Annotated in this window: 13 protein-coding genes; 7 read left to right on the top strand and 6 right to left on the bottom strand. The window is 56.8% G+C overall.

All coding sequences use genetic code 11. The features are described 5' to 3' along the window. Window positions 1-131 precede the first annotated feature (131 nt). Window positions 132-2,585, bottom strand: coding sequence for a glycoside hydrolase family 95 protein (locus ACQCLF_RS13960; RefSeq protein ID WP_426988315.1), 2,454 nt, complete (start codon window positions 2,583-2,585; stop codon window positions 132-134). Window positions 2,586-3,025: 440 nt separating this feature from the next. Here ACQCLF_RS13960 and ACQCLF_RS13955 point away from each other — a divergent pair, with 440 nt between their 5' ends. Beyond that, on the top strand, window positions 3,026-3,433 hold the full coding sequence (locus tag ACQCLF_RS13955; RefSeq protein ID WP_426988313.1) for an HU family DNA-binding protein: 408 nt from the start codon (window positions 3,026-3,028) through the stop codon (window positions 3,431-3,433). Between the two features lie 88 nt (window positions 3,434-3,521). Here the strand turns inward: ACQCLF_RS13955 and ACQCLF_RS13950 are convergent, their stop codons facing one another. Beyond that, window positions 3,522-3,944, bottom strand: a complete 423-nt coding sequence (locus ACQCLF_RS13950; RefSeq protein ID WP_426988311.1) for an HIT domain-containing protein — start codon at window positions 3,942-3,944, stop codon at window positions 3,522-3,524. Window positions 3,945-4,073: 129 nt separating this feature from the next. Between ACQCLF_RS13950 and ACQCLF_RS13945 the strand changes: the two genes are divergently transcribed. Further along, window positions 4,074-5,801: a proline--tRNA ligase gene (locus ACQCLF_RS13945; RefSeq protein ID WP_426988309.1), complete on the top strand. Its 1,728-nt coding sequence runs from the start codon at window positions 4,074-4,076 to the stop codon at window positions 5,799-5,801. 40 nt (window positions 5,802-5,841) lie between these two features. Then, entirely contained in the window at window positions 5,842-6,417 is a 576-nt protein-coding gene (locus ACQCLF_RS13940) for a lytic transglycosylase domain-containing protein (RefSeq protein ID WP_426988375.1), read from the top strand. On the opposite strand, the gene ACQCLF_RS13935 is transcribed toward ACQCLF_RS13940, so the two are convergent. From ACQCLF_RS13935 to ACQCLF_RS13920, 4 genes are all read right to left on the bottom strand, one after another. After that, window positions 6,383-6,871 carry a regulatory protein RecX gene (locus ACQCLF_RS13935; protein ID WP_426988307.1) on the bottom strand — a complete coding sequence of 163 codons (489 nt, stop codon included), beginning with the start codon at window positions 6,869-6,871 and terminating at the stop codon, window positions 6,383-6,385. The two genes, ACQCLF_RS13940 and ACQCLF_RS13935, sit on opposite strands and share 35 nt — an antisense overlap. Before the next feature lie 9 nt (window positions 6,872-6,880). Then, entirely contained in the window at window positions 6,881-7,447 is a 567-nt protein-coding gene (locus ACQCLF_RS13930) for a DUF4136 domain-containing protein (protein WP_426988373.1), read from the bottom strand. A gap of 112 nt (window positions 7,448-7,559) precedes the next feature. After that, entirely contained in the window at window positions 7,560-8,591 is a 1,032-nt protein-coding gene (gene recA / locus ACQCLF_RS13925; RefSeq protein ID WP_426988305.1) for a recombinase RecA, read from the bottom strand. A gap of 111 nt (window positions 8,592-8,702) precedes the next feature. Then, window positions 8,703-9,248, bottom strand: coding sequence for a CinA family protein (locus tag ACQCLF_RS13920; protein ID WP_426988303.1), 546 nt, complete (start codon window positions 9,246-9,248; stop codon window positions 8,703-8,705). A gap of 163 nt (window positions 9,249-9,411) precedes the next feature. Here ACQCLF_RS13920 and ACQCLF_RS13915 point away from each other — a divergent pair, with 163 nt between their 5' ends. From ACQCLF_RS13915 to ACQCLF_RS13900, 4 genes are read left to right on the top strand one after another with little or no spacing between them, the layout of a single operon-like run. Continuing rightward, on the top strand, window positions 9,412-10,893 hold the full coding sequence (locus tag ACQCLF_RS13915; protein WP_426988301.1) for a Wadjet anti-phage system protein JetA family protein: 1,482 nt from the start codon (window positions 9,412-9,414) through the stop codon (window positions 10,891-10,893). Then, window positions 10,832-11,506 (top strand): DUF4194 domain-containing protein, encoded by a 675-nt coding sequence (locus ACQCLF_RS13910; RefSeq protein WP_426988299.1) that lies wholly within the window; start codon window positions 10,832-10,834, stop codon window positions 11,504-11,506. Before ACQCLF_RS13915 ends, ACQCLF_RS13910 begins: the two co-directional genes overlap by 62 nt. Before the next feature lie 55 nt (window positions 11,507-11,561). Next, window positions 11,562-15,212, top strand: coding sequence for an ATP-binding protein (locus ACQCLF_RS13905; protein ID WP_426988297.1), 3,651 nt, complete (start codon window positions 11,562-11,564; stop codon window positions 15,210-15,212). Further along, the gene (locus tag ACQCLF_RS13900) at window positions 15,209-16,342 is read left to right on the top strand and encodes a Wadjet anti-phage system protein JetD domain-containing protein (RefSeq protein ID WP_426988295.1); all 1,134 of its coding nucleotides are present in this window, start codon (window positions 15,209-15,211) and stop codon (window positions 16,340-16,342) included. Before ACQCLF_RS13905 ends, ACQCLF_RS13900 begins: the two co-directional genes overlap by 4 nt. The last annotated feature ends 141 nt before the right edge of the window (window positions 16,343-16,483 follow it).

Raw genomic sequence — 16,483 nt, 5'->3', positions numbered from 1 at the left:
GTTATTATCATGTGCTTAAGTCTCCACTTTCCCCAGTGAATGTTAACATTTAGGGTTAATGAACCTATCTCCTGGCGGTATCGGTCTAGAGAAACTACCTCTCGACCCTATTTCGTGAAACCACTGTCTATTCAGATCGTTTCACGTGACGGATTGCATTTTCCAAATGCCACCCGATAACTGTGTCCGGCTATGGTTTCCCATCGACTTATGTTGCTCGAATCGCCTGACACAGAAACTTTTTGTTTTTTACCTATATCCACAACGGATACTTCGTCTGATGAACAGATTGAGCGAAGACTAATCTCTCTCGAGTTCAACGCTTTTATCATTAAATTTGTTGGCTTACCATCTTGCCAGTCCAGACTCACAGTCACACCGCCCCTGGCGCGCAGCCCTTTTACCGAACCTTTTGGCCAGGCATCGGGGAGCGCCGGTAATACGTGGATGGCATCGCCATGACTTTGCAACAGCATTTCGGCAATACCGGCTGTTGCGCCGAAATTGCCGTCGATTTGAAACGGCGGGTGCGTATCCCATAGGTTTGGTAGCGTACTGTCGCGCAGTTGATCCGCTAACAGCTTGTGAGCCCGGTTGCCCTCCTTGAGTCGCGCCCATAAATTAACTTTCCAGGCCTGAGCCCACCCAGTGCCACCATCGCCTCTGGCGTTCAACGTCGTGCGCGCAGCGGCCAGAAGCTCTGGCTCATCAGCCGTTATTTGTCGACCGGGATGAAGCGCAAACAGGTGTGACACATGGCGATGATGATTATCCGCTTCGTCCAAGTCCTGCCGCCACTCTTGTAACTGGCCCCACCGGCCAATCCGCAAGCCCGGATCCAATGCGATCAGTTTGGCTTGCACTTGTCGAGCAAACGCCTCATCCCCCACCTCTTCCGCGGCTTGTCGAGTATTGTTCAGCAGGTCCCACACCAACTGCTGGGACATCGCCGCGCCTTCGGTAAAATCACCGTGCTCCGGCGAGTAACTGGGAGACACTATCCATTGCTCATTTGCCGCATCACGCACCAGCGCTTTCAGCCACACAGCTGCTGCTGCTCGCATGACCGGATATGCCCGCTCTTTGAGAAACCGCTTGTCACCACTGAACAGGTAGTGCTCGTAATAATGTTGCGCCAACCAGGCACCGGCTTCAGGCTGCCAGAAGGCGGTGGGCCAATCGATAACGCCAGCAAAACCCCAAATATTAGTATTCAAAAACAGCGTCCAGCCGTCTGCCCCGAAAAACTGTTTGGCAGAACGACGGCCTGGCTCAACCAGTGCGTCCACAAAATCAAACAGTGGATCAGCGGTTTCGCTCAAGTTGGTGACTTCCGCCGGCCAGTAATTCATCTGCAAATTGATATTCACATGATAATCGGCATTCCATGGCGGCGTTTTTGAGTGATTCCACACGCCCTGTAAGTTGGCCGGCAAGGAGCCGCTACGAGAAGAGCTGATCAAAAGATAGCGACCAAATTGAAAGTACAAGGCTTCCAGCTGCCGGTCTTCGGCGGCAGAGTTGCTCTCGGAATAGCCCGCCAACAGCGCTGGGGTGGTTTTCTCTGATGACGCCTGGCCAAGATAGAGGGCTACGCGATTAAACAGCGCCTGATAATCCTCACGATGACGAGCCTGCAGCTGTGTATACTCATGCAAGTTAGCGGCCTGGAGTACAGCATTAACTTCGGGCGTGGGGTCATCGCCCCGATAGTGCGGGTACTGCATCTTATAATCAGTGGCCGCGCTCAAACGGAGCACCACCTCGTCGGCGTTACGAATGTGCCATTTCCCGGTTTCCTCATCCGCTTGGGCATTGCCTCCCTTTACCTGAACTCCGAGCAGTGCAGCGTAGGCCAGCCCATTGTCATCCAGCGTCCCACTGACCTGGAGGCTCTGCTCGCCCCAGCGAAGCGCCACAGAACGATTATCCGGCATTGAAAATCCGACATTCACATTGATCTTGCCACGCTGATCAGCGGCCAATCGCATGACAATCACCTGATCGGGATAACTGGCAAAGTAAGTACGCTGGTAGTTCACACCCTCGTGCCGAAAACTAACGCTGGCTTCACCCAGCTCAAGATTTAACGCTCGACGGTACGCCGTTACCTCCCCGGAAAGCCCGGGGTACTCGAGTGTTACATCGCCGAAGCTTTGGTAGAAACCGTAGTGGTGTGCCTGTCTGCCCAATAGGTCGGCAACGGCCTCCGGTGCCATAGACCCTTCGGCGCGCAGGCGTTTTTGCACCTCTTGCAGCTTGCTTACATAGGACTCCGACGGGATACCGTAATCGTAGGTTTCCCCAGCCTGAGGGCCTCCGGTCCACAAGGTCTTTTCGTTGAACTGCAGAACCTCTTGCTGCACCCCGCCTTGCACGGCAGCACCTAATGCCCCATTGCCCACAGGCAACACTTCTTCCTCCCCCCGTTCGGCGGGGTGGTCAAACCAGATAACAGCAGAAGCATGTGCATCATCAGGGGAGCTTAAAGCGCTGAGCGGTAAACACATCAATGCCACGGCCAGTCCGCATAACGCCCGGCCACACCATTGGTGCGCGATGTGCTTGAACAAGCCTGTCTTCATTACACTATTATCTTTATAAGTCTGTATGGTCATTGCCGAGGCCGGAGCAGTTCACGCCGACTTATAGTCATTTATAACCTCTTTTTTTTATTAGCGCAACCAATTTCTTATATGATAAGCATCCAGCCAATCCCTTTCGGCACTGTCAGGGCATCTTTTCCAGGAGTCGTTTGCCAGAGTAATGAACAGCGCCCAGAGGGGCTTGATCGCCTTGAGCAGCACCGCTCCAGACCCTTTGCCCCCGATATTATGTGGAAGAAAACGCCCCACTGATGCGTATTACCCGTTTCCCCGGCGAAATAACCACGTTTTGGTTGCTGAGTCGCGTTTTATCCTTTATATATAGTGCCAGCCGCACCGAGTGTGGCCTTTACTTTTCGTTTGCGGGGGGGTTACCCTGCGGTTTTTCACTGTTTTGACATTCAATAAAGGATCACACTATGGCTGCTCGCAAAGCTACCGCCAAAAAGGCAACTGCCAAAAAAACCACCGCCAAGAAAGTTGCGGCCAAACAGCCCAACACGCGTAAGGTTAAGGCCGTTTCCGAGCGTTACAATAAGACTCAGATCCTCAACCAGATTGCCGAGAATACCGAACTGAGTAAAAAGCAGGTGCAGTCGGTCCTGGACGAACTGTCCGACATCATTGAAGGTCACGTCAAGAAGCGTGCCTGTGGCGAATTTGTTCTGCCCGGCCTGCTGAAAATCACCACCGTCAAAAAGCCCGCCACCAAAGCACGCAAGGGCATCAACCCCTTCACGGGCGAAGAGACCGTCTTCAAGGCCAAACCGGCCTCCACCGCCATTAAGGTGCGCCCCCTGAAGAAGCTTAAGGAAATGGCGGTATAACCGTTATTGCCAAAGCGGTCGGGGCTACCCATGGCAGCCCCGACCCTTTCGATCAATCGCAAGACGCGCCAAGCTGACGACTAACAGACTAAAGAGACTCGAACTCCTCCCCTACCAACGCTGACCGAATGTGCGCCAAACGGTCTTCGAGCTGCTCGGGCGTATAGTCCACGACAGGCACCACATCCCACACAGGCTTTGGCCAGGCGGGATCATGCTCAAAGCGCGCGATATGATGCAGGTGCAATTGTTTTACCCTATTGCCGAGCGCCGCCACATTCATTTTATGAGCATCAAACACGCTGGCCATCATCTCGGCCAGGCAACAGGACTCCGTCATCAACTGCCGCTGATCCTCTTCCCCCAAATGGTGAATTTCAAACACATCCTCTCGCTGAGGTACCAGGATGCACCAGGGGTAATTGGCGTCTTTACTCAGTAGCAGCAACGACAGTGGAAACCGGCCCACCACCACAGAATCTTCCGCCAGACGCGAATGCAGTTCAAACATAACACCTGCCCTCCCCGGGCCAACCGTTAAAAGCCTTATACCGCCGTCGAGAGTCTGTACCCGAACAGCCAAGCACCGTAGAATAGTGCTTTAATCACTTTACCAGTATAGCCACTAAGAATTCGACTTATGCGAGCCAGCCGCTTTTTGATTGCCACCCTTAAAGAAACACCTTCGGACGCCGAGGTGATCAGCCACCAGTTGATGCTGCGCGCCGGCATGATCCGCAAGCTCGCGTCGGGCCTGTATACCTGGATGCCTTTGGGGCTGAGGGTACTGCGGAAGGTGGAACGCATCATTCGTGAAGAAATGGATCGCTCCGGCGCTCAAGAAGTACTCATGCCGGTGGTGCAACCTGCCGAGTTATGGGAGCAGTCCGGGCGCTGGCATGAGTACGGCCCCGAGCTGTTGCGTATCAATGATCGCCACCAGCGCGCCTTTTGTCTGGGGCCCACCCACGAAGAGGTCATCACAGATTTGATTCGCGGGGAGATCAATAGCTACAAGCAGCTGCCCGCCAACTTTTACCAGATCCAAACCAAATTCCGCGACGAAATCCGGCCGCGTTTCGGCGTGATGCGAGCGCGTGAATTCACCATGAAGGACGCTTACTCTTTCCATTTGACCGAGGCGTCTCTTCAGGAAACCTACGATGTCATGCATCGCACTTACTGTGCGATTTTTGACCGTATTGGTTTGGGCTACCGTCCGGTTCTGGCTGATACGGGATCGATCGGCGGTGCTTTCTCTCACGAGTTTCATGTGCTGGCGGAGAGCGGTGAAGATGACATCGTCTTCAGCGATAGCAGCCGCTATGCCGCGAACGTGGAAAAAGCCGAGGCCCTGGCACCCACCGGGGAACGCCCTGCGCCCCAGGCAACTATGTCGGAGGTCGCCACACCCGACCAGGAAAGCATTACGCAGGTCAGTGAATTCCTGAAGGTCGATCCCGCACAAACCCTGAAAACACTCATTGTGCTGGGAGAGGAAAACGAGGATGGCCAGCAACCGCTGGTGGCTTTGGTACTGCGCGGCGACCATGCCCTCAACGACATCAAAGCCGAAAAGCTCCAGGGCGTTCAGGCACCGCTTACCTTTGCCCCAGAGGCACGCATCGAGAAAGAACTGGGCGCCACTACGGGATCCCTGGGTCCTGTGGGGCTTAATATTAAAGTCTGGGCCGACCGTGCCGCAGCGGGCCTGTCGGACTTCGTATGCGGTGCCAACCGCGACGGATACCACCTGACAGGGGTGAATTGGGAGCGTGATGTCGCGCTGCCTGAGGTTGCAGACCTGCGTAACGTGGTGGCAGGCGATCCCAGCCCGGACGGCCAAGGCCAGCTTGAGATCAAACGCGGCATTGAAGTGGGCCATATTTTCCAGTTGGGCACCAAGTACAGCCAGGCCATGAACGCTCGGGTGCTGGATGAAAACGGCAAGGAGCAACCCATGATCATGGGTTGCTACGGCATTGGTGTTTCTCGAGTAGTGGCCGCCGCCATTGAACAAAACCACGACGACAAAGGTATTATCTGGCCCAAAAATATCGCTCCGTTCCAACTGGCCCTGATTCCCATCAATGCGCATAAATCACCCACCGTCACTGACCAGTGCGAACGGCTTTACGAACAACTGACTCAAAACGGTGTGGACGTACTCTACATGGACGAAGAAAAGGCTCGACTCGGCGTTATGCTGGCCAATACCGATTTGATGGGCATCCCGCATCGGCTGGTCGTAGGAGACCGGGGCTTACAAAACGGTACCGTCGAGTACAAAGGGCGCCGGGATGAAGCGTCGCGCGATATCGCTGTGGAGCAGATAGCGACGTTTATCTCGGACGAATTACAGAGGTAAGTCCGTGACAAGGCTTCAGCACCACGTTCTGACAGCCACCCTGCTCTGCGCAGGCGCTGTCATCAGTGGTTTTCCCGAACGGGGCTGGAGCCAGCCACCAGCGGTTGCCTATGCCGAGGCGAACCACGATATTGATGAAAGCCTAAGGCAGAAGCTCCTGGACAATATCGCCGCGGCTGACAGCTTCGTTGATCACTATGAAGCGGAAGCCTGGCTGATGTTGATGGCTGGCCGAATGGAACGTTTTGTCGATAACCCCGACCAGCGTTTCGCGCTGTTGCGAAAAATTCATAGCGAAGCACGACGGGCAGAACTCGCCCCAGAGCTGGTGTTGGCAGTGATCGAGGTGGAAAGCCACTTCAACCATTACGCCGTATCGCCCGTGGGCGCTCAGGGTATTATGCAGGTAATGCCTTTTTGGAAAAATGAAATTGGCCGCCCCGAAGACAACTTGATCCACCTGGAGACCAACCTTCGTTATGGCTGTACCATTCTAAAACACTATATGGATCGCTCGAATGGTCGTCTTGCCGAAGCCTTGGCCCGCTACAACGGCAGCTATGGCAGCTACCGCTATGCAGCTAAGGTGATGGATGCCTGGGAGCGCTGGCGATAGCATCCCGTGCCTGCTCCGGGGAAAACCCTCTGTATTGCAGAAAGCGGGCCTGCTTGGCCTTATCTTTCGGTGATAGCACAGGCTGGTCGCCAAAACGCTTAACACGCACTTCCCGGGCAAGTGCCCACCATCGCTCATCCCTATCATCAAGACAAGCGTCGATGAGCGAGTCGTCAACGCCTTTAAACCGCAGCTCCTGCATTATTCGCATCGGGCCTTTACCCTGAGATTCCCGACTGCGCACAAACGCCTCGGCAAAACGTTCATCACTTTGCAATGACTGCTCCTTCAGTCTCTCCAATACCTCGTTGAGTTGTTCCGCCATCGCCGTGTCACTAAAACGCCTCGACAGCTTCTCGTGCAGCTCAGCTCGGCTGTGTTCTCGGCGCGCCAGCAGATTCATGGCAGCGAGCCGAATATCCGACGTGTTGACCGTTTGCTTTACTTCATCCATGGCAAACGATCAGCGTACCGGAGGGAACTGCGCCATAATATCGGTGACGGTGCCAGAAAGCCGCTGGCGTTGCTCTTGAGGGGTTAACCCTTCGTACAAGCGCCGTTCCGATACACCCCGCCAAAGCGGCTTGTTATCGTCCCCACGCGAGATATCAATAATCAACGTGCCTTGACGATACATACGAGGGTTCGGTGAGGGAGCGTAAGGGTAGCGATACCAAGGCCCGTAACCGTAGTAACCAAAGCCATAACGCTGATCATAGCTGCGTACATCCAGCCGATCCTCTACGACAATGTGATAGCGCACCACAAAGTCCGGCTCGGACTCCACCGCGGTATAGCGGGAGGACAACTGGTTGTGGATGACGGTTTGCAAGTGGCTGAGAGTGAACGGTGAAATCAGCAGGCTGTTGGCATCTTCCTGCTGAGTGGCTTCTACCCGAAAGGTTTTCAGCGACCCGAAACTGACGTCAGGGTCATAGTCCGTTACTACCGAGGGCGTACTGCTACAGCCCGCCAGTAGTGCCAGAATGACCAAAGTCAGCCATGGGAACAAACGTTTTAGCTGTACCATGCTTACCACGTCAGCTACCTCCTCAATGATTCGTTACGTGGGCCGGAAAACCAGCCCATGACCATTAATTAGACATCTGAGGCGCCACTTCGGTTCATTCTTTCCCGCACTCTCAGGCGTCAGACTCTTCCTCAGCACGCTCCTCGGCGGGGGCCGGTATGTTCAGTAACTCTCCTCGAACCCGCCTCTCCATTTCTTCAGCCACGGTAGGATTTTCCTGCAGGAACTTGACCACATTGTTCTTGCCCTGACCGATCTTATCACCATTATAGCTATACCAGGCCCCGGCTTTATCGACGATGCCCAGTTTTACGCCGTAATCAATGACTTCGCCCAGCCGGTTGATACCAATTCCGTACAAGATCTGGAATTCCGTTTGCTTGAACGGCGGCGCCACTTTGTTCTTGACCACTTTGACGCGAGTTTCGTTGCCGATAACCTCGTCGCCTTCTTTCACGGAACCAATGCGACGGATATCCAGCCGCACTGATGAGTAAAACTTGAGCGCGTTACCACCGGTGGTGGTTTCCGGGCTGCCAAACATAACACCAATTTTCATACGAATCTGGTTAATAAAAATGACCAGACAGTTGGCATTTTTGATATTACCGGTGATTTTACGCAACGCCTGGGACATCAATCGCGCCTGCAGGCCAACGTGCTGGTCACCCATCTCACCTTCAATTTCCGCCCTGGGGGTCAATGCCGCCACCGAGTCGACTACCAGTACATCCACGGCCCCAGACCGCACCAGCATATCGCTCACTTCCAACGCCTGCTCTCCTGTGTCAGGCTGGGAGATGATCAAGTCATCCACGTTGACGCCCAGCTTCTCGGCGTAGATTGGGTCCAGCGCGTGCTCGGCATCCACAAAGGCGCAGGTGCCCCCCTTGCGCTGGGCCTCGGCAATCACCTGCAAGGTCAGAGTGGTTTTACCGGAGGACTCCGGCCCGTAAATTTCTACCACTCGCCCTTTGGGCAGGCCGCCGATACCGAGAGCGGCATCCAGCCCCAGAGAACCTGTGGAAATCGCCGGAATCGCCACGCGCTCCCGGTCACCCATGCGCATCACCGTGCCCTTGCCAAACTGACGTTCAATCTGGCCCAGAGCCGCCTGCAGCGCCTTCTCTTTATTCGCGTCCATCCGACACCTCGATCAATAACCGTAAACTGATTGAAAAAATGAAACTGAACAACTCATCTGTGCATTAAAGCATACACCAAAAACCTGTATGCGCAAACAGTATATCGATATTTATACAGTATTCCGGGAATCCCCGGCCAGCGCCAGCAGCTGTCTCAAGGCAGCCGCCACCACCTGCTCACGCACCCCGCGCCGGTCGCCTTCAAAGTGGTGACACGTCGCATCCACAACGACGTTTTCTCCCGTGCGTCGCGCCCACCCGATCCAAACGGTACCAACCGGCTTGTCCGATGAACCTCCATCCGGACCCGCGACGCCGCTGACCGATACCGCCAGATCCGCCCCGGACACCCGCAAGGCGCCCTGAGCCATTTCCATCACCACCGACTCACTGACCGCGCCATCACGCGACAAGCTTTCAGCCGAAACCCCAAGCAACGACACCTTGGCCCGGTTGGCGTAGGTCACCAGGCCGTACTCGAACCACGCGGAACTACCGGGCACCTCGGTGATAGCCGCAGAAATGCCTCCCCCAGTACAGGACTCAGCCGTCGCGACTCGCCAGTTACGCGCCTGCAGCGCTTTCCCCAGGTCCAGGGCCAGCTCAAGAATATCCCGGCTGTCCGCCGGCACTTCAGGGGGAAATAGAGTATTCATAATGCCACGTTATGCCAGCCGCAGGGTGAGTGCAAGCCCCTGCGCTTTCCCGTAGAATACAGTCGTTTTGAAACGTGCCGAGCATGTCCGAGGCAATAGACCTGATCATGGGACCAACCCCTCCTGATTGGGCTGAAGCCCGTTACTCATATGACCTAAAGCCATGTTTTTCAGCGATGAGCGCGCACAATTTTTCAAGCCCCTGACCGGCAAATATCGCGAACAGGTTGTCGAATGCCTTCGCCTGCTGCACGAGCGGCTGTACAGCGCCCAGGCGGATTATGGGGAATCTCTCAAGCGCGACCAGGTATTGGATGTATTCAGCGAAGCCCTGGAGCGGGCACCCTTGCTGGACGGCGACGAAGACAATACCCGCTTTCGCAACAACCGCGAGCAGGCCGGCTGGGTACTCACTCTGCTGGTGGAGCATGGCTGGCTGAAACGGGACAAGGACGAAGCGTCCTTTCAGTCTACCTATCCCTTCAGCCGCACTGGTCGGCTGTTCACCCAGACCCTGGCCGAGATTGACGGGCGCAGTGTGCGCACCCGCCATCGCAATACGCGCAACACCCTCAACGCCCTGTCAGCCTTTATGGATCGCGGCGAAGTCTACGACCTGCTCGACGCCCACGAACACTCCGAGCGCATCATCGCCGACTTCACTGACATCATCGCCGAACTGGAAGAGCGCAAGCGGGAACTGGTGAAGGAAGTGGAAGCCCAGCAGTTAGTACAACAGGCCAGTGACCAGTTCTTCGAATTCATGGAAAAACGCTTCCAGCCGGACGTGGCTATTCGCATGTCCGCCGACAGTGTAGAAAAGCACCGCGACCGCATCCGCCACACCATTGAAAAGATCAAGCGCAAACCCAGGGCCTGGAAAACCCTCGCGGAACAAGAGCTGCGCCGCCTGGCCCCGGACCTGGTCGTCAGCCAGGATGCCTCGGTGCTGTTTCAGCTGCTGGACAGTATCGACACGCGCATGCGAAACGCGTCGGAGATCATGCTCCCTGCCCTGCGCCGCACGCTACAGGGGTTCACCCGCCGGGCCGACATTATCATCCGCCAGCTCAGCTACCTGCACAGCCAGAAACACAATGATATTGTCGGCCTTTGCCAGCAACTCTCCGAGCTGGACGAAACAACGTATGATCAGCGACTTGCCCAGGCCGGCGATGCCATGGCCAGCCTGCATCTGGGCCTCATCGACCCGGCCCAGGTACGCTTGCGGGAACAGCGCACGAAACGCCTCGTAAACAACCGCATGGTGGAACTGGATGAGCCCGACACTGCCACCCGACGCGAGCTGGCGACCCAACAGTTGCTGGAAAAAGCCTTCAATATCAATGGCGGCGCACTGCGCGATTATCTACGCGAAGCCCTGGGAGCCAGTCGCCGCATCGACAACCGCGACCTGCCTGTTAACAACGCCCGCGACCTGCTGGCCATGAGCCACATCATTGAGCTGGGCAGCGCCGATCATGCCGCCGCAGGCTTGCGTCTGCGTATCGAACCCACCGAGCCGATTCGCGACGAACACTATTTCGTGCACCGCGATGGCTTCCTGCTGGAACTGGAACTCGATGACTCAGCACACACTAGATCAGCACACTCGGCAACAGCCCCTGCAACACGCCCTGAATGACGCGCTGGAGGCCCGTGGGGTCTCCCAGGCGCAGTTCTCGGAGTTAATGATCCGCCTGCTCGACCACGGCGTGTTGTGCCGTGACGAAAGTAAAAAGGAGGCGGAGCTCTACGATCGCTACCTGCAAATCCCAGAACTGGTGGAAGATTACCTTAGCGTCCTGCATATTCGCCTGCATCACGAACGCCGCTTCACCTCCTTGCGGCTGTTCCCGCCCGGCGCGGAAATCCCCGGTGAAGCGGATCAGGACGAGGGCGTCAGCAGCGGGCTGCGCAATCGCCTCAGCCAGCAGGAAGTGGCACTGATACTGGTACTGCGCGCGGAATACGACAAATCCCTGCGCGATGGCCAGATTGACGAGCACGGCCAGGCCACCCTTCCGCTGGAAGCCATCAATCTGGCCAGCAAGAACCTGCTCGGTCGTCCATTGCCGGAGGGCCGCACCGAACGCGAGGTTCTATTCCGCCGCATGCGACAGCTACGACTAATCCGCAGCGGCGATGCCAGCCTGGAAGAGAGCGAAAGCTGGCTCACCATCCGGCCGGACATCACCAGTCTGGTCACCGACACCGTGCTTTCGCAACTGCTCGGTGCCAGCGAGGAAACGGCATGACCCGCACTCACATTTCGTCACTCTATTGCGATAATTTTCATAATCAGGCTCGCCCATGTATCTGAAGCGTTCAATTACCGTCAACTGGGGCAACCTGCCCGCCGGCGAGCTGGAATACGGCCCGGTGAACCTGTTCTCCGGCGGCAACGGCTCCGGCAAGACCACCGCCGCTGATGCCCTGCAAACCTTGATGACCGCCGCCCACGACAACCTGTTTACCTATAATCCCGGGCAAGACGAAACCACGCAGCGCGGCCGGGGCGGCAAACAGGTGCGCACCCTCGCCTCCTACGTACTCGGCTGTGACGATGGTGCCTTCGCTCGCCCCTATAACAGCGACGGCTATATTGCCGGGATTTTTCACCCCACCAAAGGCGAAACCGCAGAACCTTTCACCGCTGTCATCGGCGTGCGCGCGCACCTGGACAATGCGGGCAGCAGCGCCCAGGCCCGGCAAAACGAATTGCTGCTGATGATCGTGCCCGGCGAGATGCTCAGTCTGTCCCATTTTGTTCGCGAGTACCCGGATGGCAAGCACGCGGTGCCCGTCACCGAGCTCGCCAGCCTGCTGCGCCAGCAGTTTGGCAAAAAAGCCGTGGAAACCTACGACAAAAAAGGCGCCTATCTGGCACGGCTGTATGGGGCCCTGCGTGGCAAGCGCGACGCGGTATCGCAAAACGAAGCCCGCAATGCCGCTCGTACCTTCGCCCGCTTCATGGCCTACAAGCCGGTGGAGTCCATCAGCCAGTTTGTCGCCAGCGAAGTACTTGAACCCCACGATATGGGCGACACCCTGCGGCGCATCCGCGACCTGATGCGCACCGTTCACGGCATGGCTGAAGAGGCGGAGCAACTCAGACAGAACGTGAACCTGCTCGGCCAGTCGAAAAGCCAGACAGAACACTATCTGGAAACCTGGCTTGAGCTTACCACCCAGGCCTACGGTGCCGCCGTACAACAGTTCCAGCGCAACCAGAAGCAGTACCTGGACAAAAAAGAAGAACAGAACACCCTGCGCCAGCAACAGGAAGGCAACCGCGAAGAAGCCGAACAGGTCCAACAACGCCTCGATCAGGCATACAACGAAAGGGTGGAGCTGGAAGCACGCATCCTCGGCATTCCCGCCCTGCGCGACAAACAGCAGCTCGAAAGCCAGCGCGACCAGCTCACCCAACAACTCCAGGACGGCGCGCGCCCGCTGCTGGAGCAGGATCAACAACGCGACGCCAACCTGGAAGCCCTGCGCAATATCCAGAGCCTGCTGGCCCGCCACAGCATCGAACTGGAACTGCCCGAGCTGGCCAGTAAACACTGGCGTGCTACCAGCAAGGCTCTGCTCTCCGAACGGCACACCGCACTGCCCGATCTCAACCAGATGCTGGGCCGGGACTGGATCGACCTGTCACCCCTGGAAGAAGGCCTTACCCGGGTGCGCAGCGAACAACAGCTGCACAACCAACTGGCCGAACAACTGCACAGCGAGCGGCCAGACCAAACCGGCCAGGAAGCCTCCTCCATAACGCAACGGCTGGACAGGCTGGTCAGCAAACGAGGCCAGGCCCTGGATTCTCTGGACCAGCAGCAACAGAAAATCGAACAACAGATTCGCAACCTGGAGTCCAAACGAGTGAACTACCCACAGGATGTGGACGTTGCCCTCCAGGCCATCCGCCAGGAATGCCCCCAGGCAGAACCACGGGTGCTGTGCGACCATGTGGAAGTGCAAGATGAAAAATGGGCCATGTCCATCGAGGGGTATATCGGCGGCGCCCGCTTTGGCATTCTGGTGGAGCCGGAATATGAAGCCGAAGCCATTCGTATCGTCCGCCGTCTGGCCGGTAAACAACGCAATCGTGCCCGAGTCATCCAGGGAGAACAGGCCCGCCGCGATGCCGAAAAAATCTCCCTCCCCGACAACTCCCTGTTCCATGCCCTGCGTTTCAGCCACCGCACCGCCGAACATTATCTGAAAGCCTCCTACGGCAATGTAGTTCGCGTGAACGATGCCGAAACCCTCCGCACCACCCGCCGTGGCATCACCGTCGATGGTCTTGGTTCCGGCAACTACGCCCTGTTCCGCTGTGACCTTCCCGACAGCGACCTGGTTTTCGGTGAAGCCGCCCGCGAACGCAACCTGCTCGCCCAGCGTAACGCGCTCACAGAGCTACAGGAAAACTACCAGAACGCCGCCGATATCTACCAGGCAGTAAAACAACTGCACAACCAGATCAAAACCTTCCAGCCTCTTGACTGGGTCAGTGCCGCCACCCACTTATTGAATGCCCAGCGGCAACTGGAGGAAACCGAAAAGGCCCTGGCCAATCTGGACCTGAGCGATCACCAGGAGCTTGAAAAGAAACAACAAAAGGCCAAGGCCCTGCATCAGGATCTCGAAGCCAGGCAGAAAACCCTCACCGAGGCCCACGGCAAGCTCAGCGAAAAACTCAGCGCCTGCACCTCAGCCATCACCAAGCTGGCGGACCAGAGCGAGCACTTTCAGGAATCTCAGGATGAAGCCGAAGCCAACTTGCACGCGTGCATAAAATACTGGCCAGGCCTCAATGTGAAACCACGAATCGAAGCCATGGACGAGCGTCTCAACAACGCCCAAGGTGACATCGACTTTGTTGAAGAAAGCAAGACGCTAACCAATCAACTACACCAAGCCACCGCAGACGTAATTCGAACGCTTGATCGTTATAACCAGCAAGCTCAACCCGCTGATCAAATAATGACAGACTCAGCAGAAGAGCCGCACAGCGCACCCTTCTTCGGTCATATCCACAACCTGAACCAGCAGCTGGACAAGCTGCACAACCGCCTGAGCAATAATGTCCTACTGGAAAAACAGGAAAAACTGGCGAGCCTGCGCGACACCTTCAACACCACCTTTGTCAGTGACCTGTGCAGTCAGATTCACCAGGCCATCAAGGATGGCGAGCGCATTCTCAAAAGCCTTAACGACGAACTGGAACACCATCAATTCGGTGCCGACCGGGAGCGCTTCGAATTCAAATGGGAGTGGATACCGGAATACAAGGAGTACTGGAGTTTCTTCAAGGAAGTCATCGACATCCCCAACCTGGGAGACGGCACCAGCCTGTTCGACACCCCCCTGTCAGCCAAGGCCGAAGCCGTGCGCGACCGGCTACTCAAACTGCTGCTCGATGGCGACGAGCAGCAGGCCCTGCGCGAACTGGAACGCATCAGCGACTACCGCCGCTACCGCCAGTACGACATTCTCAAGCACCCGGAAGGCAAGCAGCCCATCAGCCTCAGCCAGTATGGCACCGGCTCCGGCGGCCAACTGGAAACCCCGGCCTACATCATTCGCGCCGCCGCGATCACCAGCGCTTTTCGTTTCAACGAAGGCGACAGCCACCTGCGCATGGTGATTGTCGACGAAGCTTTTATGCATATGGACGAGAGCCGTTCCAAGAGCGTTATCAACTATCTTACCAATACCCTGGGACTGCAACTGATCTTCATCATGCCCACCAGCAAGGCCGGGCCTTTCCTGGACCTGATCAGCAATCAGTTTGTGTTCAGCAAAGTGCCCAGCCCAGTGCCCGTGGGCGAACTCAATACCCGCGTGCTGGTAGACCGGCAACAACTCAACCGCGAGCGTATCGGCGAGCTGTGGGAACAACATCGCCGCGTGATTCGCCAGCAGGGGGCACTCGACTTTATGGAAGATGTGCAATGAGCAGGCCCGTCTGGCTCAACGACGAACCCTGGCTGGCAACATGGCTGGGCTGGTTTCTGGACCGACTGGATGAAAAAGAGGGTCACCAGCGCGAGCGCGCCATTACCCGTCGTGTCAAGAAAAGCACACTACCCGCGCTTTACGAGTTCGCCGAGGATACCGGAGATCGCTGGCAACTGTTGAATGACCTGGCGGTCAAACATAGCCTGTTTACCATCGTTCCCGACCCCAGGCTGGCCCCTTTTCACGAGCCCTACGAAAACGCCCAGTTCCGCCTTAATCCAGACTGCGAACCGCTGCTGAGAGACTGGCTGAACCGCCCCAGGCAGGACCCGCTCACCCTCGCCTGGGAACAGGCCATTGGAAAACACCGGGACAGCTTCATCGACCAGGGCAAATCCCTGCTCACTCAGCGCCCCACCATTGCCGGGTTGAGCCCGGAACATATCACCACCGCCTTTGCCGGCATCAAACACTACCTGGAACAGAACCTGACCCTCCGGGAGATTGCCGCCCGTTGCTTTGACGGCAATTCCAAAGCGCTGGACAGCCGCCAGGATCTGCTCATCAAACTCTTTGGTGAACAGGCCAACAGCATCCAGGCCAGACCGTTGTTGCTCACGGCCTGGGCGCCACCCGGCTTTACCAGACTGCTGATCGTGGAAAACCAGGACAGTTTCCTTCGCTTAACCGAGCAGCCTCCAGAAGGCTACGCTCTGCTCTACAGCGGCGGCTTTCGCGCCAGTGCCACCCGCCTCGGCAGCGTACACACCCGCTTCGCTTTCCTCCCCGGCAGCGGGCCGGAATACTTTCGGCAACACTGGCTCAGCGAAGCCCTGCCCTGCTACTTCTGGGGCGACCTGGACTTTGCCGGCATGGGGATTTTAAAGGCGCTTAGAAACAGCCTGCCAAACTTGCGGGCCTGGCAACCGGGTTATGCCCCGATGTTGAACATACTGCAAAGTGGCGGAGGACATACACCCGAACAGGCCGGGAAAACCGGGCAAAGCGACCCGGGACAGACAGCTTGCGCCTATAGTGACAGCACGCTGCTGCCAGCACTGCGCCGACAAAGGCGTTCGCTGGATCAGGAAGCCATTATCCCTGAAAACTGCACCAGCGCCTCTTGACACCCTCCCCCATAAATAAGAGATAAGGTAGAATGGCGCCTTTCACAAGCACGCTGAGATCGTAAGCCGTGCACCTCCCTCCTTCACGGAAAAGGACACCACTGGACGGAAAAGAACACCGCCGGGGAACGACAACGTCAT

It is taken from the genome of Marinimicrobium sp. ARAG 43.8, assembly GCF_050113635.1.
GTDB lineage: Bacteria > Pseudomonadota > Gammaproteobacteria > Pseudomonadales > Cellvibrionaceae > Marinimicrobium.
Note: the sequence above shows the minus strand (reverse complement) of the source record. Positions and strands in the feature narration are given on the sequence as shown.